We start from the raw sequence: 24,587 nt of genomic DNA on the forward strand, positions 1-24,587 counted from the left end.
CAGATTTCGCGAGCGATTGTCGTATTCGCATCTTTCTCAGTAATAGCAGAATAGTCCGGGGTAGGGAAGAGCGCAACAGAAATACACCGAGTGATTACGTCATCGCAAACGCACGCATTAAAGGGGGGGACGTGCCCATCTAGCGGAAAATAGACTTTTCCTTTGGGCCGAATGCGTCCGGATTACGGTTAATGCGCGATGAAATGCCACCATAAATAAGACAGGCAACTGCGACAACAACGGTAAGGAGCAGGGTTTGCGACTGTGATATGATCCCAAACTGCCACAGGCCTAGCGCGCACAAGACACCAAGGAATATCGCCAGGGCCAGCTTTTTAATCATATTGCAATCCCGCTCATTATTTTCATGTTTGCCAGCAGGATCAGAGCGTTAAGTACTCAGGCAAACATCCCACAGCTAATTCCACAGACTCTAACATGCTTTGTCTTTGCATTCACGTGGTCTTGTCACTTCGCCCGTTTTTCTGCAATCAAATAGCAATGGGGCTCAACCGGTACTGACAAATCAGGGGCCAAACCTCTCACTCAGCATGTTGAGGTATGTTGCGCTGATGTCGGGTGAATCGGCTGAGACTTACTTGCAGGTAGCCCGTAATAGCCAGTGCGACCAGATTGATACCCAGCGCCCAGGGCTGATTGGTGTTCAGAAAATTCAGACTAAACGCACTGCCTATCATCAGACCATGCTGGAGGCCATCAGTATGCGTGATCCAGAAGTTGATCAGTAATCCATTGGTAAGCTGGTAGGCCATGATGGGGGAGGAAAAAAACACGATCTGAATTGCCCAGAAATTTCGGTTGTCCGTTAGTGCCGCCACACTCCGACTCTCTATCAGGCGCACTGCCACGGCAATTCCAACTATAAATACAACAAAAAATATAGCGAAAATCAGATAACTGAAAATATCCTGTGGTTGCATAAGGTGATTGATGATGGTGGTCAGTCCGATGAAACAACCGCCAATACTTACGATTGCGATAAAGCGCACAAACCAGAGATTAATTGGCACGATATCGCTGCGTTGTGCGTTGCTAAAAACGCGTGCTTGCAGACAAGACTGCGCTTGCTGATGTCTTGAAATTGCCCGGCACAGCGCATCATACCGCTGTGGATAGGTATTTTCATCGGTACGCTGGCGCATACGAATAAGTTGCGCAAGAGAATAGTCTGTCAGGTTTTTCATGTTCACGTTCAATCAAATGCTGGGCAACCGCCAGAGAAGCAGGTGGGTGTCCATGGCCTGTATAATATGAACGTACTACGAAAGAGGGGCGCAACGCCAGTGTTAGAAAAAACGTTAACGTATTCTGTTGTTGTAAGATAAGCGGCAAACTGTTGTGCTGAGCACCGATTGTTAATGTAGGCGCCCTGGTCTGTTTGTTTTACCCTTTTATTTTTACCAGTGCGTCGGCAGTTTGGCGGCGAAGCGCCTCATTGATTTTACGGTGGTCCGGGCTCCAGCCAGCAAGGAAGCGGTGAAAGTCGGCGCAGGCGACCGGGTAAAGCGCCCGCCATTCCGATTCCAGATCAGTTAACGTCGTTACGCTGATACAAGATCGCAGTGCGCATGCTAACTCGTCAAAGTACATGTCCAGACAGGTATCGGTCGCGGTGAGCAGGTCATCATCAGATAACGCACTGCCAAGAAAGTAGGCAACATCCCGTATGCCCGGACCGGAGCCGGTGTACTGAAAATCAATGGCCGCAGCGCGTGTGCCATCGGCAGTAAAACAAAAGTTAGCCAGTTTGGCATCACCGTGCAACAGGGTTTTAAAACGGGCCTGCTGAAGCATATCATCCAGCGCCGCTGCATGTGACTTTAGCGGGCCGTCTGCCATTGCCCGCCACTCATCCTGTCGGGTAGCTAAATGCCAGTAACAGCCCTGTTGCCAGAGCCCAGTAAACGCTTCATTTAAAAAGCGGGCATGAAAGTGCGCCAGCCAGTGCAAAACAGGCTGGCATTGTGTCACCGAAAGGGACGATGGCTGAGTGACATAGCCATGTGCCTGAAGATCATCAAGCACCAGTAATACCGCATCACCCCGTTTATCCTCGGCTAATAAGCGAGGGGCATAGCTCCCGCTTGTAAGCTGCGGCTGATAATGTGTATAAAACCGATGCTCTATATCAAATGAACGCAGCTTACGGCGGTGACCTGCATCACCGTTCCAGCCTCTGGGGTGGCGACTGTACGTTGGTGGCACAACGGCTTTGACCACGACCGGTGTTGTATTGCCATCAAGCCATGCTCTGAAACATTCGCCGTAGCCACTCCATAGCATCTGTAACAGGGCTGAGTGAGTGACGTTTTTCGCTGTGCATTGCTCAAGCCAGGTAAGCAGAGAAGGGGATACGTCAGACATAAGTAAAAGGCCGCACAGAGTGCGGCCTTTCCTCGCTTGCTGTTTAGCTCACGCTTTGTGGCTTGGTGGCCGGTGCGGATGCCGCTGAGGTTGCGTGTGCACGCATGGCCATTTTGCCTGATATAGCTAGGCCAGGTCTCGCATCATCAGCGCGGGCGGTTAAGTTAAGCTCACCAAATTGCGTCTCAATAACGGCCGGTGTTGCCATTGGGTGAGAAGCGTTAACGCGACCGCGGCTACTGGCAAAGGCGCTCACGGGCTTTGACGCACCATTGGCCTTTTGCTTTGGCGTTGGCGATTTTACCGGTTCAGGGGCCCTGGCCGCTTTTGCCGGTGAGGCAGCCTTCTTGTCTTTTGCTTTAGTTTGCTCAGCCTCTGGTTCCGCCTTGGGTTGTTCTGAGGACGCTGCCTTTTCAGCTTGTGCGGCGTCTTCACCGTGCGGCAGGTTGATTTCTACCTGTTCAGGCGTCGCAGATTCGGTGCTGTCAGATTCAGACTGCTGCGTCGTTTTTTGTGTTGTTTCCGGCTTCGCAGCGTCTTCTGGCAAATCAAACTGCAGTTCATCCTGGCGTACGCCGCCTTTGTCGCTGTCAGCTGCTGCAGCGTCATCGGCTGGCGCATCCTTCTTGCGACGCTGACCGGCCGCGCGAACATGACGTGGCGAACGACGTGAGCGTCCACGACTTTCACGTTTTTGCTCGGTATCTGCATTTGCTTCCTCGCGGTCATCGCCTGAAGACGCGGATTTTTCCTCTGTCTGACTGGCATCAGACGTTTGGGTCGGGGCAGATGAGGCCGCTACCTGCTTCTTGCCTTCATCGGTGTCCTTCGACACATTGTCAGATTGGTCAGATTGCGACGTTTCTTCAGTCTTCTTCGGCTTACGGGACTTCGCTTGCTTAGGCTTGTCTGGCGTATCGCTTTGCGCTACGTCCGTCTCTGCAGGACTTAACGTGTCAGCCTTTTCCTTTTCGGCTTTATCTGCTGCTTTAGGCTGCTTGGCTTTTGCTTCTGCAGGCGCTTTTGCGGCGTTATCCGCAGCAGGCTTATCAGCCTTGCTTTTCGCTGCTTCTGACGCGTCGTCTTCAAATTGTACGCGCACGCTGCGACGAATGTCACGACGTTTGCGGCGCTCGGCGACTTCACGCTTTTTCCCGCGATTGTCGTCAGGCTTGTCCGCTTTGCCACTCTCGGTCCTGGATGTCTGTGATTTTTCTGCGTCGGCTTTTTTAGCTTTCTGCTGATTATCACGTTGCTGGGGTTTGCGCGGTTTGCGGGACTTGTTATTACGCTTGTCGTCCTGCTCCTGACTCTGCGCCTGTTTACGGTTATCATCAGAATCTTTCGTGGAACGCTTATCGCCCTGGCGCTCATCATTGCGACGGTTGTTCTGGTTACGACGGTTGCCGCCACGGTTATTACGACGGCGGTTGTTTTGATTGCGGCCACGGTTCTGACCACCACGGCTGTCTCTGTCGCTTTGTTTTGCCGGTTTCTCGTCGGTTTTATCTTCTTCCTCGAAGATCCCGCGCAGCCATTTCGCTACCCGTGTAAACAACGAAGCGGCTTCCTCTTTGTCTGCTTTTGCTGGCGCTGCTTGCGGAGCCACAGGTGCCTGCGTAGGCGCAACCAGCCCTTTCAGTGCGGGTTCTTCACGTTTAGCTTCAGTTGCCGCGGGTTTATCGACATCGGTCTCTTCCGGTGCCATTAATTCGACATTGTAGCTGGCATCGGTCAACACTTCGTCCGGGCGACGGCGATTCACCTGATAGTGCGGTGTTTCCAGGTTGGCATTAGGCAGCAGTAGTAATGAAACATTATGCTGCTTTTCCAGCGACTGAATGGCTTTACGCTTTTCATTCAGCAGATAGGTGGCAACAGGCACCGGTAACTGAGCTTCAATCTGGCCGGTGTTATCTTTAATACTTTCTTCTTCAAGAATGCGCAGAATCGACAGTGCCAGCGATTCGGTGCCACGGATCGTGCCGTGGCCAGAACAGCGCGGACACACGTGGTGAGCTGATTCACCTAATGACGGGCGCAGACGCTGACGCGACATTTCGAGCAGGCCAAAACGTGAAATACGGCCAAGCTGTACTCGTGCGCGGTCGCTGCGAACTGCTTCTTTTAAACGGTTTTCCACTTCACGCTGATGACGTACCGGCGTCATATCAATAAAGTCGATAACCACCAGGCCGCCCGCATCGCGCAGACGCAACTGACGAGCGATTTCATCCGCGGCTTCAAGGTTGGTGTTTAACGCCGTTTCTTCAATATCGCCGCCTTTAGTGGCACGCGCTGAGTTAATGTCGATAGAGGTTAGTGCTTCCGTCGGGTCAATCACAATTGAACCGCCTGATGGCAGGCGCACTTCGCGCTGGAACGCGGACTCAATCTGACTCTCTATCTGATAATGACTGAACAGTGGTACATCACCGTTATACTGTTTTACACGGTTGGCAAAGTCCGGGCGGACCAGCTGAATATGTTGCAGCGCCTGATCGTAAATGCTGGTTTTATCAATAAGGATTTCGCCAATATCACGACGCAGATAGTCGCGAATAGCACGAACAATAACGTTGCTTTCCTGATGGATCAGAAACGGTGCAGGGCGCTCTTCCGCAACCTTAGAAATCGCTTCCCACTGGGTCAGCAGTACGCGCATATCCCATTCCAGCTCCTCGTAGGACTTGCCAACACCGGCTGTACGGACAATCAGCCCCATACCGTCAGGCAGTTCCATGCGGTTCAGCGCGTCTTTAAGTTCAGTACGTTCATCGCCTTCGATGCGACGTGAGATACCGCCCGCGCGTGGATTGTTTGGCATCAGCACCAGATAGCTGCCAGCCAGTGACAGGAAAGTCGTCAGCGCGGCACCTTTCTGACCACGCTCTTCTTTGTCTATCTGAACAATGACTTCCTGGCCTTCTTTGATGACATCCCGGATGTTCGGGCGGCCTTCAAACTTATAGCCTTTCGGGAAGTAAGTACGGGCGATTTCTTTAAGAGGAAGGAACCCATGACGCTCTGCGCCATAGTCAACAAACGCAGCCTCAAGGCTGGGTTCGACGCGGGTAATTTTACCCTTGTAAATGTTCGCTTTTTTCTGCTCGTGTCCGGGACTTTCTATGTCCAAATCGTACAACCGCTGCCCGTCTACCAGGGCAACGCGCAACTCTTCTTGCTGAGTTGCATTTATAAGCATTCTTTTCATTGTGTATCTAACTCTGTTTTTGCATACAGCCGTCTAGACACAAAATTAAAATGACATGTGCAAACCCTCACCGCGCAACCTCCCGGCTGGACGGGGACCTTGTTGTATGTCGCATTACTCAGTTAAGCCATACTTATGGCTTTAAATTATATGAGTGTCGGGAGCGACAACCCTGCTAATCTTTTCTTTCCTCACCCTCCGCAGAACTGCCTGGCGGGGCTGAGTGTCAATTCAATTCTGTTTGGCTAAACGGCGAACATGTGATTATTGTCGTTGTAATACCGTGATATCTCGATGGCGGCGTCATCCGGTAAATCCGGCTTAACGACGGGGCCTGACCAGGGAACAGTATGTTCTTCGTGTCGTGTATTTTAGCGGGTATTACTTCGTTTCGTCTGACAATTGTGTTCAAACCGAATTAACAGCGTATTTATGTCATGCTGTTAAGGCCGCGATTATCGCATCAAAGGTGCGTTACAGGCAAGCGCAGAATAGATGATAGCCGTAATTAATATAAACCTCTGTGACAGCGACTCAGGGAAGGGATAGACTTGTTCACACCCTCCCTTGATGTATACTGCGCGCCATGAAACAAGACACCCACCAAAAAGTACGGTTTGTCACTATTGACGATGACCAGCAGGGCCAGCGCATCGACAACTATCTGCGAACGCAGTTAAAAGGTGTGCCAAAAAGCATGGTTTACCGCATCCTGCGTAAAGGCGAAGTGCGGGTCAATAAGGGGCGCGTCAAACCGGAATATAAACTTAATGCGGGCGATACCGTGCGTATTCCGCCAGTCCGGGTCAGTGAAGGTGCGCCTGCGCCGTCACCCAAGCTGGACAAAGTGGCGGCGCTGGAATCATGCATCCTGTATGAAGACGAGCGGCTGCTGGTGATAAACAAACCGTCCGGTACGGCCGTGCATGGTGGCAGTGGGCTCAGTTTCGGACTCATTGAAGGCTTGCGGGCGCTGCGCCCGAATGCGCATTTCATGGAGCTGGTTCATCGACTCGATCGCGACACCTCCGGCTGTATGGTGATTGCTAAGAAACGCTCGGCGCTTCGTCACATGCATGAACAGCTTAGAAGTGGGAAAATGGACAAGCGCTATCAGGCACTGGTTGCAGGTCAGTGGCCACAAACGCGTTTCAAAGTGAAAGCGCCACTTAGAAAGAATACCCTGCAATCGGGCGAGCGTATGGTGTCAGTCAGTGACGATGGTAAGCCGTCTGAGACCCGTTTCCGGGTTCTTCAGCGCTACACCAGTGCCACCTTAATTGAAGCGTCGCCGATAACCGGCAGAACGCACCAAATCAGAGTGCACTGCCAGCATGCAGGCCATGTGATTGCCGGCGACCCCAAATACGGTGATACGGCCTTTGATGCTTCGCTTAAAGCAACAGGATTAAACCGGCTGTTCTTGCATGCCAGCAGTCTGACGTTACTGCATCCGCGCAATGATGAGCCGGTCGTATTTACAGCGCCACTTGATGACACGCTTTCACACACGCTGGAACAGATTTCGTAATGTCGTACAAACTGATTATTTTTGACTGGGACGGCACGCTGATGGATTCAGCCGCCAAAATTGTAAACTGTATGCAGATTGCCGCGCGTGAATGTGCGGTGCCCGTCCCGGACAGTGAAGCGGTTGGCAATATTATCGGGATCAGCCTTAAGCCTGCCATCATGCAGTTGTTTGGCATCAGTGACGAATTTCTCGCCGAGCGACTGGTTAACGCCTACAAGCATGCCTTTGTTGAGCAGGACGCGACGCCCTGCCCACTGTTTGATGGTGTGCCAGCCATGCTGACCGACCTGAAAGCGCAGGGCAGGGTATTGACCGTTGCCACAGGAAAAGCGCGGCGGGGGCTGGACCGGGCCTGGAGCAATACTGGTACCGGGCACTATTTTACGGCGTCGCGCTGCGCCGACGATGCCGAGTCTAAACCGTCGCCGGACATGCTCTCTCAGTTACTTGATGAACTGGCTATGCAGCCGCAGGATGCGGTAATGGTGGGCGATACGGTTTATGATATGCAAATGGCGCAGGCACTGGGGATGGATCGCATAGGCGTGTCTTACGGCGTGCATGCTCAGGTACACTTAGAGCAACACCATCCGGTTGCCATTGTGCATTCAATTGACGAGCTTCACGCACGTCTGAGGTTGCCTTAGCCCGTTGCTTGCGCCGTCGCAAGGGCCAGTAAATCAACGCCAGCATGACTGGCAAGCATGTCACGAACCAGCATCACAGGTAAACCGATAAGCGCATTGGGGTCACGGGTCTCAATGCGCTCGAACAGTAAGACACCGCGCCCTTCTGATTTGAAACTGCCCGCGCAGTCATACGGTTTTTCGCAAAGCAGGTAGCGCTCAATGTCGGTATCTGATAACGCCCGAAAAATGACCCGGGTTGGCTCCATCTGAGTCGTACGGATGTTCTGTGACTGGCAGTGCAGGCTCACAGCGGTATAAAACGACACCGCGGCGCCGCTACACATTTTTAACTGGTTTACGGCATTCTCGTGAGTATGCGGCTTACCCAGCACCTGCGCAGGTTCGCTGCCTTCAATCAATGCCACCTGATCAGAGCCGATGACCAGGGCATCAGGGTGCTGCGTCGCTATTTTGTGTGCTTTGGCGTCGGCCAGTCGCTGACACAGCGCAGCGGGGCATTCGTCGGGAAACGGTGTTTCGTCAATATCTGGCGCAATGCACTGAACGTCAATGCCAAGCGCCCGAAATTGTTGCTGACGATAGCGTGAGCCGGATGCAAGGATTAAAGGTGCCATGTTTTCTCCGCTAAAACGTATACGTAGACCGATAAAGGATTGAGCAGGGTAGCAGCTCAGTGCGTAGTCGTCAGGAGCAGTTAAACGAACCATGAACCGCTGTGTGAAAAATAGCCAGCTTTTGTCCGGCATTTCGCGATTAAACCTTTGACAGTGCAGGGGCTAACCATTATTATGCGCGCCCTATGCAGAAAGTGAAACTTCCCCATTCGGTTGATCCGGTAAAAAGTGCGGTTAAGCGTTCCGATTATTCGGGCGTGTTTGCCACCAAAGATATGGAACGACTGTGCGGGGCAGTGGTCAGTAGTGATGACTGGGTTACCGCAGAAATACAGTTTGAAAAAGACGCGCAGGGTCTTACTGTCTTTCACGGTTACCTGGAAACACAGGTCACACTTATCTGTCAGCGGTGTAACGGTGAGTTCGCTCATCCGCTTCATGTTGATTTCTGTTACAGTCCGGTGCAGGGACAGTCACAGTTTGAACTTGAGCAGTTACCCGAAGCTTATGATCCGGTAGAAGTTGACGACCATGGAATGATCGAACTACTTCAACTTTTTGAAGACGAGCTGATTTTGTCTTTGCCTATTGTCGCCCTTCATGCAGAGGAGGCGTGTTCAGTTGGCCAGGATGACATGCAGTTTGGCGAGATTGAGTCGGAGCAAGAGCAACCAAACCCTTTCGCGGTTTTGAAAGAACTTAAGCGAGACCAGGAGTAAGTTATGGCAGTACAACAAAATCGTAAAACGCGTTCTAAGCGTGGTATGCGTCGTTCACACGACTCATTGACAGGCGCGACTTTGTCTGTCGATCAAACGTCAGGTGAAACACACCGTCGTCACCACGTAACCGCAGACGGTTACTATAAAGGCAAGAAAGTCATCGCTGACTAATTATTGTTGGTGACAAGACGTTGTCTACACTAACCATTGCGTTAGATATCATGGGGGGCGATCACGGTCCCCCTGTTATTCTTGATGCCACCCTAAAAGCTATCCGCACGCACTCCGATTGCCAGTTTATTCTCTGCGGTAATCAGGACATTATCTCCCCTGCGATTGCACAGCTCAATGACGCTGAACGTCAGCGTGTATCGGTTTCTCATTGCGAACAGGTCGTTGACATGGGTGAACCGCCCACCTCGGCACTTCGCAACAAAAAGCAATCGTCCATGCGCCGCATACTGGACTTGGTCGACAGTGGCGAAGCCAGTGCCTGCGTCAGTGCCGGTAACACCGGGGCACTGCTAACCCTGGCTTATTACCAGTTAAAAACACTGGCGGGCGTTGACCGTCCGGCATTGGTCTCAGCCATGCCAACGGCCAGCAACCATAAAGTCTTTTTATTAGATCTCGGTGCCAATGTGAACTGTACGTCGGAGATCCTGTTTCAGTACGGGGTGATGGGCTCGGTACTGGCTCAGCAGGTAGAAGGCATCGAATCACCGCGCGTGGCGCTATTGAATGTGGGCGAAGAGGATATTAAAGGTAATCCTCAGGTTAAACATGCTGACCAGATGTTTAAAAATGCACCGGGCATAAACTACATTGGTTACGTCGAAGGTGATCAGATATTCACCGATAAAGCCGATGTGGTAGTCACCGACGGGTTTACCGGCAATGTTGCGCTTAAGTCCAGTGAAGGTCTGGCGAAACTGGTGGTACACGAGGTCAGACGCCAGTCGCAGCGAAATATCTTTACCCGAATTCTCGGTAAAATCGCCCTGCCGCTACTAAAATCTATCTACAATCGAATGAACCCCGACCAGTATAACGGCGCCAGTCTGATAGGATTGCGCGGCACTGTGATAAAGAGTCACGGAAACGCCTCATCCGATGCTTTTTACTACGCTATAAATCAGGCGATTCAGGAAGCACAGATGCAGGTGCCGGACAAAATAAGAACGAAGATAGAAACGGTTTTGTTGGAGCAGCTTTGAGCAAATATTCACGATTTATCGGGACGGGCAGTTATTATCCCAGCGAGGTCCGCACCAATGCTGACCTGGAAGTCATGGTCGATACCAGTGATGAATGGATCACAGACCGCACAGGCATAAAAGAACGTCGTATTATCGGCGAACATGAAACTGCCGCGACGATGGGTGCCGAGGCCAGTAAAAAAGCGTTTGAAATGGCGGATATCGATCCTAAATCCATCGATATGATTGTCTGCGCCACGACCAGTGGACGTTATTCTCTCCCCAGTACGGCCTGCGAAATTCAGCGAATTCTGGATCTCGATGGTATTCCTGCTTTTGATGTGGCAGCCGCCTGTGCAGGCTACTGTTACGCGTTAAGTGTGGCCGACCAGTATATCAAGTCGGGCATGGCTAAACGCATTTTGGTCATTGGTACGGATTGTCTGTCACGGCTGGTCGACCCGGCTGACCGCACCATGGTGATTTTGTTTGGTGATGCAGCAGGCGCGACTATCATTGAAGCGTCAGATGAACCCGGCATCCTTTCTACGCATATTCATGCGGCGGGCTCTTATGGCGATTTGCTGTATGTCGGCAATCCTACCCGTGGTGATGAAGCATCAGTGCATGAGAACTGGGGCGTGATGAAAGGCAATGAGGTGTTTAAAGTCGCGGTCACCAAACTTTCAGAAGTGGTCGAACAAACGCTGGCCGCCAATAACATGGCAAAATCCGATCTGGACTGGCTGGTACCGCATCAGGCCAATTTCCGCATTATCAAAGCCACCGCTAAAAAGCTCGACATGTCATTGGAGCAAGTGGTTTTAACCCTTGAAAACTATGGCAATACATCTGCTGCGACAGTGCCAACGGCACTGGATACAGCCATCAGAGACGGTCGGATTCAACGCGGCCAGAACCTGCTTTTGGAAGCCTTTGGCGGTGGTTTCGCCTGGGCCTCAGCACTTGTACGCTATTAAAAATTTGAACGACAAAGACAAGAAAAAGGACACGTTATGACTCGTACAGCCTGCGTATTTCCCGGTCAGGGCTCGCAGAGTGTCGGCATGTTAAATGATCTCGCCGGGCACTATGATTCTGTAGTTGATACTTTTTCAGAAGCCTCTCAGGCACTGGGCTATGACCTCTGGGATCTGGTACAGAACGATAACGATGGTAAATTAAACGAGACCCAGATTACTCAGCCTGCATTGCTGACAGCCAGTGTGGCCGTCTGGCGGGTGCTCAAGGCACAGGGTCTTACTGTTGATTATCTGGCCGGGCACAGCCTTGGCGAGTATTCTGCGCTGGTGTGTGCTGACGCGATCGCATTTGACGATGCTGTAAAGTTAGTTGAAGCACGAGGCCAGTTTATGCAACAAGCCGTGCCGGCAGGCGCAGGCGCCATGTTTGCCATTATTGGTCTTGACGATGCAAAAATTGCAGAGATTTGCCAGCAAACGGCAATTGCAACCGGTGACGTTGTCGCCCCGGTGAACTTCAACTCACCGGGCCAGGTGGTCATTGCCGGTGAAAAACATGCTACCGAGCAAGCTGGTAATGCCTGTAAAGAGGCAGGCGCGAAGCGTGCACTGCCATTGCCGGTCAGTGTGCCATCGCACTGTGAGCTAATGCGTCCGGCTGCTGATAAACTGGAAGAGGCACTGGCCAGTATCACCATTAATGCGCCTGCAATAAACATTGTTAATAATGTTGATGTTAATATTGAAACGCAGCCTCAGGCGATTCGCGACGCGCTAATTCGCCAGCTATACTGCCCTGTACAGTGGACCCGCACGGTCGAGTACCTGGCCGCAGCAGGTGTCAGCCGGGTTATCGAAGTCGGGCCGGGCAAGGTGCTCACAGGCTTAAATAAACGTATTGATAAATCGATTGAAGCAATTGCGGTGAACACGCCAGATGGTGTGTCAGCGCTGTAACGGGAAAGTATTCATATGTTTCATCTAGAAGGAAAAGTCGCACTGGTGACAGGCGCCAGTCGTGGAATCGGTAAAGCCATTGCCACTCAGCTTGCGGCACTTGGGGCGACAGTGATCGGCACGGCGACCAGCGATAATGGAGCAACGGCGATCAGTGAGTATCTCACACAAAATGGCGGCAAAGGGCTGGCGTTGAATGTGACCGATAAAACGGCCGTCGACACCGCCGTTAAACACATCGCTGATGAGTTTGGTGGGGTTGATATCTTGGTAAATAATGCAGGCATCACCCGCGATAATCTGCTCATGCGCATGAAAGATGACGAGTGGCAGGATATTATAGATACTAATTTGACTGCGATCTTTACCTTATCTAAGGCCGTACTTCGTGGAATGATGAAAAAACGTGCCGGACGCATTATTAATATTGGTTCGGTCGTAGGCGTCAGCGGTAACGCGGGGCAGGCAAACTATGCGGCCGCGAAAGCCGGTGTTATCGGCTTTAGTAAATCTATGGCCCGTGAAGTGGCCAGTCGGGGGATCACGATTAACGTGGTAGCGCCCGGTTTTATTGATACGGATATGACGAAAGCGTTGACAGATGACCAGCGAGAGGCGATCTTTAAAGATGTTCCTGCCAATCGTCTCGGTCAGCCTGAAGAAATTGCCGCGACAGTCGCATTTTTAGCCAGTGACGGTGCAGCCTATATTACTGGTGAAACGCTTCATGTGAATGGCGGTATGTATATGAACTAAATCCACAATTTCGTGGATTTAACCGGGTTTGGGCTGGCATTTGCCTGAACATGAATGTAAAAATAGTAAGTTAAGAATTTCGGTCGTCGCTGGTTTGACCAGAAAATTAGTTTTATCTGGACCTTGCAAGGCAGTACTACGCAAAATAAACTAGCGGCACTTTTACTATCTAGTGACGTTAAGGGAAACCTAGAATTATGAGTAACATTGAAGAGCGCGTTAAGAAGATCATTGTTGAGCAACTTGGCGTAAAAGAAGAAGAAGTAAAACCAGAAGCTTCATTCGTTGACGATTTAGGCGCGGACTCACTTGACACCGTAGAACTGGTAATGGCGTTGGAAGAAGAGTTTGACACTGAAATCCCTGACGAAGAAGCAGAGAAAATTACAACTGTTCAGTCAGCGATTGATTACATCAACGCTAACAAAGACGCGTAAATAACGTGCTTTAATAAAACGGCTCCCCTGGGGCCGTTTTCTTTATCCCCACCTGAATAGTTCCAATGCGAGGGCTTGAAGTGACAAAACGTCGCGTAGTGGTTACTGGTCTTGGCATGCTTTCCCCACTTGGTTTAGATTCCGCGTCTACCTGGCGCAGAGTGATGGCTGGCGAAAGCGGCATTGGTGATATCACCCATTTTGACTGCAGTAACTATTCCACTCGTTTTGCCGGGCAAATCAATGATTTCGACCCGCAAGACTATATTGAAAAGAAAGAAACTAAAAAGATGGACCGGTTTATCCAGTTCGGCGTGGCCGCGGGTAAACAGGCGCTAAGTGATTCCAGACTGGCTGTCACCGCTGATAATGCACACCGTGTCGGTGTGGCGATAGGATCGGGGATTGGCGGGCTGGAGCTGATTGAGCAAAATCATGAAAAGCTCATGAACAGCGGACCTAAACGGGTGTCACCGTTTTTTGTGCCATCGACAATTACCAATATGATTTCAGGCTTCCTGTCGATTATGGAAGGCTTGAAAGGGCCAAACCTGAATGTGGTGACCGCGTGTACAACCGGCGTGCATAACATCGGTCTTGCGGCCCGCACCATTGCCTACGGTGATGCAGACGCAATGTTAGCGGGCGGTGCGGAAGCGTCCATTACACCGCTTGGCGTTGCTGGATTTGCGGCGGCGAGAGCATTGTCATCACGCAATGACGATCCTCAAGCGGCCAGCCGGCCCTGGGACAAAGATCGTGATGGCTTTGTCATGGGTGAGGGTGCTGGCGTTGTGATGCTGGAAGACTACGAGTCGGCAAAGGCGCGCGGCGCCACAATTTACGCCGAGCTGGTTGGCTTTGGCATGAGTGGCGATGCGTACCATATGACGTCGCCACCGGCGGATGGCGAAGGGGCGGCAGCCTCTATGGAAAACGCCTTGCGTGATGCTGATATCGCCGGTAATGAGATTGGCTATGTGAATGCTCACGGTACTTCAACGCCGACAGGCGATGTGGCTGAAGTTGCGGCGGTTAAACGCGTTTTCGGTGAGCACGCTCATTCGCTGCTGGTCAGTTCAACTAAGTCAATGACCGGGCACCTGCTTGGTGCGGCAGGCTCCGTAGAAGCCATCTTTACCATCCTTGCGCTGAAAGACAAGATGGCGCCACCCACGATTAACCTGGATTCTCCGGGTGAGGGCTGCGATCTGGATTTTGTTGCACACAAGGCGAAACCTTTTTCTGAAGCGTTTGCATTATGCAACTCGTTTGGGTTTGGCGGTACCAATGGCTCGCTTATTTTCAAGCGGCCTGATGCGTAGGTGCTGAAAGGCGGTTAATAAAAAGGCAGCATTCGCTGCCTTTCTTGTTTGTGGCCAACAGCTTGATATACTCTGCTCCTACGAGATCCTTCACCCTTTTCTGATGGCCGCCAATGATGACGACTTCCCCGACCGCCAGTACGCCGCACTTCGCGCTAAGCGACCGTGCAGCAAACTATGGTGATGGTGTGTTTACTACCATGTGTGTCGAGGATGGCAAAATTGCACTGCGCAACTATCATGAGCGACGTCTGCTAAGTGATGCAGAGCGGCTGAGTATTGTTGTTGACCAGGCACATTTGAAGTGCCACCTTGATGAGCAGGCAGCGAAAATCGGGTCCGGGGTGTTAAAAGTGTTACTGTCAGCCGGCGAGGGCGGCCGCGGTTATGCGCGCAATGAAGAGGTAATGCCCAGTTTTCACGCCAGCTATCACTCATTACCAGCGCACTATCCTCGTCTTGCCAGAACAGGGATGGCATTAGGTATAGCCAACACCAGGCTGGCCGAGCAGCCTTTGCTGGCGGGTATTAAGCACCTGAACCGCCTTGAGCAGGTATTAATAAAAGCCGAGATTGCCAGCATGCAGTGCGATGATGCGCTGGTACTGGATTATAAAGAAACGCTGATAGAAGCCAGTGCCGCCAATGTTTTCTGGTATAAACAAGGGACCTGGTTTACGCCTGAACTGTTATCGTCCGGCGTCGCCGGCGTCATGCGCGGCTTTTTGCTGGACTGGATGGCAAGCCATCAGGTCCCGGTCGAAGTCGGCCGTTTCGGACCGGCGCACCTTAATGATGCCACGGCCGTGATGCTGACTAATGCAGTTATGACCGCTATGCCCGTTAAAAGCCTGCAAAGTAAGGGCACAGTCCATCGCTTTGATCTGATGCCGGTTACAGCGCTGCAGCGGGCTATCGCTCACGATTACAAGGAAAGTTATGCGTAAAGTTGTTGCATTGTTGTTCATTCTGGCGCTGATGGCACTGTCAGCAGCGGGAGGTATTTATTATATGCAGCAGCAATTAACGCGACCGCTGAACCTGCCTGAATCAACGCTGTACCAGGTTGAGTCTGGAGATAGTGCGCTGACAGTGCTGAACGACTGGTCAGAGCGTGGGTGGCTGGAAACACCTATGCTTATCAACCGACTGTGGCTGAAGTTTTTTGCCGGTGATACAGCTATAAAAACAGGCGCTTACATGGTACGCAGTGACATGACCACGCCCCAGGCGATTGCGCGTATGGTTGCCGGTGATGAGCACCAGTTTGACATTGGGCTCATAGAGGGGCTGCGTTTGTCGCAATGGTTAACCCTGTTAGAAGCGCATGAGGCCATCGACTATGATATTGATGAAGAAACGCTGGGCGAGCTTCAGTCAGCCTGGCCGCTAGCGCCTGAGCAGGAGCTGATGAGTGTTGAGGGGCTGTTTCTGGCCGATACCTATCATTTTACCTACCATACCCGCGCATCAGAACTGTTAAAGCGGGCGATGCAGAGCATGGCCGCTTACCTGGAAAGAGCATGGCAGCAGCGGGCGGGCATGTTGCCATTAAGTAGCCCGTATGAAGCCCTGATCCTGGCATCCATCATTGAAAAAGAGACGGCAGTAGCAGCCGAGCGACCGCACATTGCCGGGGTATTTGTGAACCGTCTTGAACAAAACATGCGCCTGCAGACCGATCCTACCGTGATTTATGGCCTTGGAGAGGCGTTTGATGGTAACCTCACCCGGGCACATCTGAAAGGGCAGACGCCCTATAATACCTATGTAATAGCAGGTTTACCGCCGACACCTATTGCTATGGCAGGACGTGCCGCCATTGATGCTGCACTTAACCCTATGGTGACCGAGGATTTGTATTTCGTCGCGAAGGGAGACGGCAGTCATAAGTTCTCGGCAACGCTTGAGGAACATAATAAGGCCGTGTACGAGTTTCAGGTTAAGCCCAACCAGTAAGAAGAGTGATGTCGGGAAAGTTTATTGTAGTAGAAGGCCTGGAAGGGGCCGGAAAAAGTTCGGTGATGTCGCTCATCACTGCCATTCTCACTGCGTCGGGAAAGACGGTGCAGCAAACCCGTGAGCCGGGTGGCACGCCCATGGCCGAGGCTATTCGCGACTGTGTAAAGCAAAACTGGCAGGAGACGGTAGCCGAACAAACAGAACTAATGCTGATGTATGCGGCGCGCGTGCAGCTGCTGACAAATCGCATTCAGCCCGCTCTTAAGCGCGGCGAATGGGTGGTGGGTGACCGACACGATCTGTCCTCACAGGCCTATCAGGGTGGTGGTCGCGGTATTGATAGGGAGATCATGGCGCAGCTAAAAGCGGTGGCGCTGAAAGGGTTTTCGCCAGACCTGACCCTGCTACTCGATGTTGATCCAGTGGTAGGGCTTGAACGTGCCCGCGGCCGGGGGGAACTGGACAGAATTGAAATGGCCGGGCTGGCCTTTTTTGAACGTACCCGTGCGCGGTATCTGGAGCTGGCCGGGCAAGATGACCGTATTGTAGTGATTAACGCGATGCAAAGTATGGAAGAGGTGCATGCTGACGTGAAGCGTTGTATTAAGGAGTTTATTGCCTGATGCTGCCCTGGTTTGATGCGCTTTTTGGTCAGCTTACGGGGCGCTTTCTGGCCGCGCGGCTTCACCACGCCCTGTTGCTGGCGGGACCTGCCGGGATTGGTAAAGCCCGGTTCGCCGTGGCGCTGGCACAAATGGTACTGTGCCGGCAAACAGCGACGTCAGGCGCCTGTGGTAGCTGTCAGAGTTGTCAGTTGTTTGCCGCGAATACGCATCCGGATTTTCATATGTTGCAAAGTGAAAAACAGCTGGGTGTGGATGCCGTACGCGGTGGTATTGCAACGCTCGGTGCGACGGCTCAGCTCGGACACAATAAAGTGTTACTGATTAAAGGCGCCGATACTATGACCGAGTCAGCGTCCAATGCCTTATTGAAAACACTGGAAGAACCCACAAATAATACCTTCATTATTTTGCTGACCGACAAGCTGACGCGTCTGTTACCGACAATTTTGAGTCGTTGTGAAAAACATAAACTGGGTGTTCCTGCAGTATCTGAGAGCCTTGCCTGGCTGCAGGAGCAGGGTTGTGAGGACGTTGATGAAGCCTTATTGCAGGCATATGGTTACGCACCATTGCGGGTTCAGGCGGCAGTAGCAGACAGTAATGCGCTGTCTTTCCGTGCCTATTCTGACGGGTTTGCGCAGTTGATGACCGGCGATATTACCCCGCTGGCGCTTGCTACGAAGTGGCAGGACAATGCCAGTCAAATTGTGACCTGGTGTCAGCAGCAGGCGTATAAAGCGTATTGTCAGCGCCAGCAACGTCAGGATCTGGCGTGTTTTGAGCGGTGTCAGCAAGCCATCGCATCGCTGCAGCATCCGGGGATTAACAAAGCAGTGGTGTTGTGCGGCGTACTTGAGCAGTTCGCTGCAGCTTAAATAACAGAAAAACGTAGAGTAAACGAAGAAAGGAGCCTTTTTGTTTGTAGATTCACATTGCCATTTAGACAGGCTAAAACAAACTGATGATGAACTTAACCAGACGCTGGAGTTTGCGCGTAACCGCGGTGTTGAACACTTTTTATGTGTGGCCGTGTCAGTCAAAGACTATGACAGCATGCTGGCCTCTGTGAAAGATTTCGATGATGTGTCTGTCTCCTGTGGTGTTCATCCGCTGCATCAGGAAGATGCCTGCAGTTATGATGAACTGCTGGAGAAAGCGCGTCGTCCGGAAGTTGTGGCCATCGGTGAAACCGGTCTGGACTACTACTACAGTGAAGATACCCAGTCGGTGCAGCGCCAGTCGTTTATTGATCATATTAAGGTTGCCAATGCGCTGAATAAACCGCTGATCATACATACCCGGGATGCGCGTCAGGATACGCTAGACTTACTGAAACAGTACAAGGCGGCTCATACAAAAGGGGTGCTGCACTGCTTTACTGAGAGTCTGGAAATGGCTGAAGCGGCGATGGAGATGGATTTCTATATATCTATTTCGGGAATTGTTACGTTTAATTCTGCTAAAGCGTTGCGTGACGTTGCCAGAGCAATCCCGTTAGACAGGCTGCTTATTGAGACCGACTCGCCCTGGCTGGCGCCCGTTCCTCACCGGGGTAAACAGAATCAGCCTGGCTATGTGGTTGAAGTGGCAGAATTTATTGCCGAGCTTAAAGGGATCAGCGTTGAGGCTCTTGCCAGACAAACGACCGAAAACTTTTACCGGTTATTTTCGCTGACTCGCAAAGCGGGTGCCGCCTAGTGCCCGCCTGGCTTCAGCAGCTGACAAAAAGTCTGCACAAAACCCGTAGCCAGCCTGAGAGTCGCTATTTTCAGCTGGCGACTGTGGACAGCCACGGGGCACCGAAGTGTCGTACCGTTGTATTTCGCGGTCTGGTTGATGAAACGGCACTTAGCATTATCTCTGATACCCGAAGTCAAAAGTGGCCTGAGCTTGAGAAAGCGTCTCGTGCAGAAATATGCTGGTACTTCACTAAAACCCGTGAGCAGTACCGGTTTACTACGCACTGTCGCCGCTTCAGTGCATCGCAGGGCGGTGAGTTTGTACAACAATACTGGTGCAAGCTGTCCGACGCCGGAAAAAAGCAGTTTTTCTGGGGAGAGCCTGGTGAGACCCGTGATCCCTCGTACCCCCTTAAAAGTCACGGCGATTTCTCCGTACCTCCACCGCATTTTGGTGTCATGTTATTTGACGTCGACAAAGTCGATTACCTGAATTTGCGCGGCAACCCGCAACAACGTGAAATTCATACTCGGGATGACCACGGCAGTTGGGAAACTCACGCCATTATTCCTTAGCATCACAGCAAGCCACCCACCGATCCAACATTCGGAGTAGCACATCCACCGCTTATAAAACACGCCTAGAGGGTGCAAACAGGACACCCACAAAGTTAAAGTAATAAATAAAGTGGACACCCACAGTTCCAGTACAGGAAGCTTGCAATATATGGAAACCGAACAAAGCAAATCAGGACACCCACAACCATGACCAAGTACATTGGCAACATGTGTTGCTTACTGCTACTTGTGGCCATGGTCAGTGCCTGCTCAACACGTCCAAGCGTTCACCTGTACGCTAAATACCTGACGGCGTCAGATACCAGTGCGCTTAAAAAAGCGATTAATGACAGTGGTTATGCCGTGACTGTGAACAAATTAGCGATGCCAACGTCTGTTTCTGCCAACACACTACTGTATTCACTTATGCTGAGTGATTCCCAGACAAGAGACATCGTTGCCGACATTGCGGCGGATAATGGATTTGTCATTAAGGCTGAACAGGTGATGATGAAAGGTAATCACTGGTATAACAAAGACAGCGTCGCTCTGATGCTGTTTCCTAATGATTTTAATGGCAGTATATTCAAGCAGGACATCGTGGGAGACTACGAGTTAACGGGTTGTTCACACGCTATGCGGCTCAGTCTGGACGAAGATGGCCGGTTCACGCTTTCTGGGGCGGCGGCTGAATCATTGTCTGCATCTTTACAAGCAGGCACCTGGCACTATCGGCAGGCGCCAATACTGGAGCTAAGAGGGAACGAAGGCGAGACAGCATACAGTTATTTCGAGATATCGCGCCTTAGTACACAGGATGAAATAAGCGAGCTGACCTTCACTTTCTTAACGCCACTTCAGGCAATATTTCTTCCTGAAGGCTGTAAATTTCATACAGCGATAAGGAACTAATTATGACGTACCGTCAATTTGACCGGGAATTTACCAAAACCTTGCTGGCAAAGGCAGAAAAAAGCGAGCGACGTCGCGCGCACTTTAACGTGCATGAAGACTATAATGAGCCTGTGCACCGATTGTATGTGGGCATGCTGGCGGACTCGTATGTCAGGCCTCATCGCCATACTGACAAGACTAAATGGGAGTTTTTCATGGTCGTGCAGGGCAGCATTACGCTGGTCTTGTTTGATGAGAATGCGCGTGTGACGGATAAACTGTCACTGACTGCAGGCGGTGAGTGTTTCAGTGTGCAACTTCCACCAGGGACCTGGCACGCGACCTACTGTGAGGAGCCGGTGGTGTTCTTTGAAGTAAAGCAGGGCCCGTACAAGCCCGAGGCAGACAAAAATTTTGCAGCATGGGCACCAGAGGAAGGTGATGATGCTGTAGTGGACTTTCTGGCACAATTGCAGCAGTCAAAGGTGGGCGATGTGTTGAGCCAGGTAAGTCGCTAGCTGAAGTATGCCTGGCGGGCTTGTTCACAGATTATTGCATCTAAGCAGATTATTTGTTTTGCGGCGGCTACAGCAAATGAGTATAGACAGGCTTACTACGACCCGTGATGAGCTAACCCACCCTGACCAGCAGTGTTAGTGTTTAGCGGGAATATTTTTGGATAAACTGCTGCATATCATGTGTGACCGGCAGGTTATCGGGGTTTGCCCAGCTAAGCGCCGCTACCGTGCCAGTATGGCCGCCAGTTTCATAAATAAAGGTGTGTACTTTGCCTCCTTTTGCCCTGATGCGAGTCGCGAGGCGTTCCAGGTTTTGCCGGTGTACAGTTTCATCGTCCTCTGAATACATAAGCGCAAAGGGAGGTTCTGAACCGTCAATAAAGTGGGTTACCGCCATCTCTCTAAACTGTTCAGGCGGGCCAAATATATCTTTAAGATCGTCGGCTTTTGGTGTGAAGTCATAGGGGCCGGCCATGCCAATAAACCCACTTAGCTTGTCCGCATCAGCCCCAGCATTTGTCAGGTAACTTTCATCTGCGACTAACAGAGCGCCAATATGAGCACCTGAGGAATGCCCACTAATAAACAGCTTTTCGCTTCCACCATAGTCAGTAATATTCCGCTGTACCCAAGCAACAGCGGCGGCTGCGTCTTCGACAAATGTTGGGAATTTAACTTGCGGATATAGCCGTGTATTAGGAAGGACAGCCACATAGCCCATTGAGGCAAGGCGTGTTCCTACAAACTGATACTGGCTTTTTGACCCGAAACTCCAGCGCCCGCCGTGAAAAAATACGACGACCGGCATATTTTTGTTTTTGGGATTTTCAGGAATAAAAACATCCAGCTGTTGCCGGTTAAGGTTGCCGTAACGCAAATTTTCAATGATATCTCCATCGAAAGTCAGCGTTGCAGTATTGGCGGTGGCGAACATCAGCTTTGCGCAGCCAGAAAGCAGCATGCATAAAGCCACAATTAATACGAGTCTCATAGAAAATACATACTGCAAGTTACACGTTTAAGTTCAGGGGGTTGCTCAATATGCCACAGAGGCATAACTTAGCGTATAACATCAAATGAATCTGTCTGTAGCTGTAGCGTCGTACATAGTTAATTATTTTTAAAGAGGGTCTGTGGTTGAATAATTCTGAAGGTATGAAAGAAAATGGAGAGCGCGGGAACGCGTCAGTGCCAGATAAAGCAGAACGTAAGACAGAACCTCCACAGGCACGGTTACTGAAAACATTCTTGGTTCTTGCCGTTATTTATACTCTGTATCTGGCGAAGTCGCTTTTCATTCCACTGGTGTTTTCAGCTATGGTTGCGTTGCTGCTTAGTCCGTTGGTTACCCTTGCCCGTAAGTTTTATATCCCCCGCGCAGTTTCTGCCGTACTTCTTATATGTTTGCTGGTAGCGCCATTTACATTGCTAGGCGTGCAGCTGGCTCAGCCAGCAGAACGATGGCTGGAGACTTTGCCAAAAATTTCTGCTGAAGTAACAGAGCACATTGACCAGATTAGTGACAACTTTGACAAAGAGCGGCAAAAGGCCAGACAAAGAGCGAATTCTGAAGCGGATAGTGGGTTTTCGTTGTTTGGCTGGTTTAAGGATGAGGCGCCTGAACAGTCGGCGTCGGATTCAGAGGAAAATGTTGTCAGTGGAAAAATTAAACAGGGAAGTATAGAAATTCTACTTTCTACGCTTGCGGGGGCACCATTGTTAATAGCGCAGATGTTTGGAAGTGTCATCCTCATTCTTTTTCTGCTTGTTTTTGGCCCCGAGCTTTTCAGTGTGTTTGTGAAGGACTTTCCTGTTGTAAATAATAAAAAGCGGGCAATTACACTGGTCGATCAAATTCAGACCCGTCTTTCAAATTATATTCTGACGATCAGTATGATCAACGGGCTGCTTGGCTTAACCACTGCGGCAACGCTTTACTATTTGGGGGTTGAGGATGCGTTACTTTGGGGGGCGCTCGTTGGCTTTCTAAATTTTGTGCCATATCTGGGTGGCATGATAAGCACAGCCATACTTATGGTGGCAGGGGTAGTCCAGTACGGGTTTGTGGCATTGGCACTACTGCCCGCAAGCGCGTTTTTGTTCCTAAATATCATAGAGTCACAGTTTATCACTCCAGCTATACTGGGCCAGAAAATGCGGGTAAACCCGCTGATTATTATTGTGTGGTTATCGGTAATGGGCTGGCTCTGGGGGGTAATAGGTGTGTTACTGGCAGTCCCCATTCTGGTCTGCTTTAAAATTGTGTTAGAGCAAATAGGTGTGTTGTCACACTGGGTTAAGTTGATAGAGTCAGGCGGCTAGCGCTTTCCTCAGCTACTCACTTGCTAGACACCCACAGCGTAAGTACATAAAGATTAAGCAGTTTAAGACACCCACAACATGATCATGGACACCCACATTACATATATAAGTGAATTATATGACTACCTTTGCAAAGTACACTTAGCTACATACAAAGATTTCGGTATGAATGTGGTATTAACGTTAACGGAGGAGAAAAAGTCTTCCAATAAGGCGTATCGCATGCCTACGGTCAAATAATTGACCGTATAAATGTGGTAAGTGGGACAGTAGGAAGGGTCCTGTATCAGGCTGAACTGATGCCTCGCCTTAGTTCAAACCGCCGGTGTGCCAGTGTCAGACTCACTGAAGTAGAGAAGTGTGTTTCTATACTGCTTGCTAGCGTTGGCCAGCAAACGGTATCAAGCCCGGTGCGGGCCAGCACAGGCGCAATATCCGGTCTGATAACCCCGGGCTTGTCAGTGTGGGGGATGCGGCCGGTCATGTCGAGTAGTGTCAGGTAATCCTCAAAATGAAAGGGCAGGGCGTGTGTCTGCTCTGCGGCGAGGCCACTGAAAGGCAGCAGACTGGCAGGCTGGCGTCCGTGGCGAGCTGCACGGATGCGCCGGCAGATACTGGTGTGGGCAGAGGCCTCCGGCGTATCAGCGATACCGGCGCGTATAGGGTTTAAATCGACATAGGCCATACAGGCGGCCAGTGATGCCTCGTCCATAAGCGCCTGCGATTTAAACCGGCCTTCCCAGAAGCGCCCGGTGCACTCATCTTCCTCGTTGGCCCGCCGGGCAATCTGCTCATTCAGCGCACGCATAAACCAGCTGATGTCGTACAGCCTGGCCCGGTATACCTCGGCGGTCTGGCGAACCGACTCCAGCTCAGCCGGGGAGAGAGAGGCGGCCTGTTTCGGACAACAGTATCGCTGCGTCAGGTGTGTGCCGCGAAACACCCGATGCCAGCGACTGAGTATTTCGAAGTGACTCCAGGTTTGTGTGGCAGTCTTATCTACCTTGAGTACGACATGGGTGTGGTTACTCATCACTGAGTAGGCACACATGAGCACCGAGAAGGCCTGAACAAGGACTATCAGACGCTCTTCCACCCACTGACGTCGATGCTCATAAGACTGACCCGATAACGGATCATGGCCACACAGGTAGGCCCGGCGCACACAGCGTGATACACAGTGATAGTAGGGTGTCTCATCCAGACAGATAAGCTCAGAGCGGGGGCGGGCCATGATAAGGGGTCACAGTTA

Annotated in this window: 26 protein-coding genes; 19 read left to right on the top strand and 7 right to left on the bottom strand. The window is 51.2% G+C overall.

Annotated elements, in window-relative coordinates:
• Positions 1-139 precede the first annotated feature (139 nt).
• From IE054_RS03595 to rne, 4 genes are all read right to left on the bottom strand, one after another.
• Positions 140-343: a hypothetical protein gene (locus tag IE054_RS03595; RefSeq protein WP_189403684.1), complete on the bottom strand. Its 204-nt coding sequence runs from the start codon at positions 341-343 to the stop codon at positions 140-142.
• A 199-nt stretch (positions 344-542) separates the two neighbouring features.
• A complete protein-coding gene (locus IE054_RS03600; RefSeq protein WP_189403685.1) occupies positions 543-1,205 on the bottom strand; it encodes a hypothetical protein in 663 nt (220 codons plus the stop codon).
• 199 nt (positions 1,206-1,404) lie between these two features.
• Positions 1,405-2,385 (bottom strand): phosphotransferase, encoded by a 981-nt coding sequence (locus tag IE054_RS03605; RefSeq protein WP_189403686.1) that lies wholly within the window; start codon positions 2,383-2,385, stop codon positions 1,405-1,407.
• 43 nt (positions 2,386-2,428) lie between these two features.
• Complete coding sequence (gene rne / locus IE054_RS03610; protein ID WP_189403687.1) at positions 2,429-5,599, bottom strand: ribonuclease E; 3,171 nt, start codon at positions 5,597-5,599, stop codon at positions 2,429-2,431.
• 586 nt (positions 5,600-6,185) lie between these two features.
• Between rne and rluC the strand changes: the two genes are divergently transcribed.
• Positions 6,186-7,130 (top strand): 23S rRNA pseudouridine(955/2504/2580) synthase RluC, encoded by a 945-nt coding sequence (gene rluC, locus IE054_RS03615; protein ID WP_189403688.1) that lies wholly within the window; start codon positions 6,186-6,188, stop codon positions 7,128-7,130.
• A complete protein-coding gene (locus IE054_RS03620; RefSeq protein ID WP_189403689.1) occupies positions 7,130-7,780 on the top strand; it encodes an HAD-IA family hydrolase in 651 nt (216 codons plus the stop codon). Before rluC ends, IE054_RS03620 begins: the two co-directional genes overlap by 1 nt.
• Here IE054_RS03620 and IE054_RS03625 read toward each other — a convergent pair.
• Positions 7,777-8,397, bottom strand: coding sequence for a Maf family protein (locus IE054_RS03625; protein ID WP_189403690.1), 621 nt, complete (start codon positions 8,395-8,397; stop codon positions 7,777-7,779). The two genes, IE054_RS03620 and IE054_RS03625, sit on opposite strands and share 4 nt — an antisense overlap.
• A 185-nt stretch (positions 8,398-8,582) precedes the next feature.
• Here IE054_RS03625 and yceD point away from each other — a divergent pair, with 185 nt between their 5' ends.
• From yceD to IE054_RS03705, 16 genes are all read left to right on the top strand, one after another.
• On the top strand, positions 8,583-9,116 hold the full coding sequence (yceD, locus tag IE054_RS03630) for a 23S rRNA accumulation protein YceD (RefSeq protein ID WP_189403691.1): 534 nt from the start codon (positions 8,583-8,585) through the stop codon (positions 9,114-9,116).
• Between the two features lie 3 nt (positions 9,117-9,119).
• Positions 9,120-9,290, top strand: a complete 171-nt coding sequence (gene rpmF / locus IE054_RS03635) for a 50S ribosomal protein L32 (protein WP_189403692.1) — start codon at positions 9,120-9,122, stop codon at positions 9,288-9,290.
• Between the two features lie 20 nt (positions 9,291-9,310).
• Entirely contained in the window at positions 9,311-10,336 is a 1,026-nt protein-coding gene (gene plsX / locus IE054_RS03640) for a phosphate acyltransferase PlsX (RefSeq protein ID WP_189403693.1), read from the top strand.
• On the top strand, positions 10,333-11,298 hold the full coding sequence (locus tag IE054_RS03645) for a beta-ketoacyl-ACP synthase III (protein WP_189403694.1): 966 nt from the start codon (positions 10,333-10,335) through the stop codon (positions 11,296-11,298). The genes plsX and IE054_RS03645 overlap by 4 nt, the downstream gene beginning before the upstream one ends.
• A gap of 36 nt (positions 11,299-11,334) precedes the next feature.
• Positions 11,335-12,258 carry an ACP S-malonyltransferase gene (fabD, locus tag IE054_RS03650; protein WP_189403695.1) on the top strand — a complete coding sequence of 308 codons (924 nt, stop codon included), beginning with the start codon at positions 11,335-11,337 and terminating at the stop codon, positions 12,256-12,258.
• Between the two features lie 15 nt (positions 12,259-12,273).
• On the top strand, positions 12,274-13,014 hold the full coding sequence (fabG, locus tag IE054_RS03655; RefSeq protein WP_189403696.1) for a 3-oxoacyl-ACP reductase FabG: 741 nt from the start codon (positions 12,274-12,276) through the stop codon (positions 13,012-13,014).
• A 197-nt stretch (positions 13,015-13,211) separates the two neighbouring features.
• On the top strand, positions 13,212-13,451 hold the full coding sequence (acpP, locus tag IE054_RS03660; RefSeq protein WP_044056889.1) for an acyl carrier protein: 240 nt from the start codon (positions 13,212-13,214) through the stop codon (positions 13,449-13,451).
• Positions 13,452-13,531: 80 nt separating this feature from the next.
• Positions 13,532-14,776, top strand: a complete 1,245-nt coding sequence (gene fabF / locus IE054_RS03665; RefSeq protein ID WP_189403697.1) for a beta-ketoacyl-ACP synthase II — start codon at positions 13,532-13,534, stop codon at positions 14,774-14,776.
• Between the two features lie 113 nt (positions 14,777-14,889).
• Positions 14,890-15,723 (top strand): aminodeoxychorismate lyase, encoded by an 834-nt coding sequence (gene pabC / locus IE054_RS03670; RefSeq protein ID WP_189403698.1) that lies wholly within the window; start codon positions 14,890-14,892, stop codon positions 15,721-15,723.
• The gene (gene mltG / locus IE054_RS03675) at positions 15,716-16,735 is read left to right on the top strand and encodes an endolytic transglycosylase MltG (RefSeq protein ID WP_189403699.1); all 1,020 of its coding nucleotides are present in this window, start codon (positions 15,716-15,718) and stop codon (positions 16,733-16,735) included. The genes pabC and mltG overlap by 8 nt, the downstream gene beginning before the upstream one ends.
• A gap of 8 nt (positions 16,736-16,743) precedes the next feature.
• Positions 16,744-17,361, top strand: coding sequence for a dTMP kinase (gene tmk, locus IE054_RS03680; protein ID WP_189403700.1), 618 nt, complete (start codon positions 16,744-16,746; stop codon positions 17,359-17,361).
• The gene (holB, locus tag IE054_RS03685) at positions 17,361-18,239 is read left to right on the top strand and encodes a DNA polymerase III subunit delta' (RefSeq protein WP_189403701.1); all 879 of its coding nucleotides are present in this window, start codon (positions 17,361-17,363) and stop codon (positions 18,237-18,239) included. The genes tmk and holB overlap by 1 nt, the downstream gene beginning before the upstream one ends.
• Before the next feature lie 40 nt (positions 18,240-18,279).
• A complete protein-coding gene (locus tag IE054_RS03690) occupies positions 18,280-19,062 on the top strand; it encodes a TatD family hydrolase (RefSeq protein ID WP_189403702.1) in 783 nt (260 codons plus the stop codon).
• Positions 19,062-19,619: a pyridoxamine 5'-phosphate oxidase family protein gene (locus IE054_RS03695; RefSeq protein WP_189403703.1), complete on the top strand. Its 558-nt coding sequence runs from the start codon at positions 19,062-19,064 to the stop codon at positions 19,617-19,619. The genes IE054_RS03690 and IE054_RS03695 overlap by 1 nt, the downstream gene beginning before the upstream one ends.
• Before the next feature lie 189 nt (positions 19,620-19,808).
• Positions 19,809-20,513, top strand: a complete 705-nt coding sequence (locus IE054_RS03700) for a hypothetical protein (protein ID WP_189403704.1) — start codon at positions 19,809-19,811, stop codon at positions 20,511-20,513.
• Positions 20,514-20,515: 2 nt separating this feature from the next.
• The gene (locus IE054_RS03705; RefSeq protein WP_189403705.1) at positions 20,516-21,013 is read left to right on the top strand and encodes a WbuC family cupin fold metalloprotein; all 498 of its coding nucleotides are present in this window, start codon (positions 20,516-20,518) and stop codon (positions 21,011-21,013) included.
• A 142-nt stretch (positions 21,014-21,155) separates the two neighbouring features.
• On the opposite strand, the gene IE054_RS03710 is transcribed toward IE054_RS03705, so the two are convergent.
• Positions 21,156-22,004, bottom strand: coding sequence for an alpha/beta hydrolase (locus tag IE054_RS03710; protein WP_189403706.1), 849 nt, complete (start codon positions 22,002-22,004; stop codon positions 21,156-21,158).
• 146 nt (positions 22,005-22,150) lie between these two features.
• Between IE054_RS03710 and IE054_RS03715 the strand changes: the two genes are divergently transcribed.
• The gene (locus IE054_RS03715) at positions 22,151-23,335 is read left to right on the top strand and encodes an AI-2E family transporter (protein ID WP_229804986.1); all 1,185 of its coding nucleotides are present in this window, start codon (positions 22,151-22,153) and stop codon (positions 23,333-23,335) included.
• Positions 23,336-23,621: 286 nt separating this feature from the next.
• On the opposite strand, the gene IE054_RS03720 is transcribed toward IE054_RS03715, so the two are convergent.
• Positions 23,622-24,569: a transposase gene (locus tag IE054_RS03720; RefSeq protein ID WP_189403707.1), complete on the bottom strand. Its 948-nt coding sequence runs from the start codon at positions 24,567-24,569 to the stop codon at positions 23,622-23,624.
• Positions 24,570-24,587: the final 18 nt, after the last annotated feature.

The organism is Alteromonas halophila (genome assembly GCF_014651815.1).
GTDB lineage: Bacteria > Pseudomonadota > Gammaproteobacteria > Enterobacterales > Alteromonadaceae > Alteromonas > Alteromonas halophila.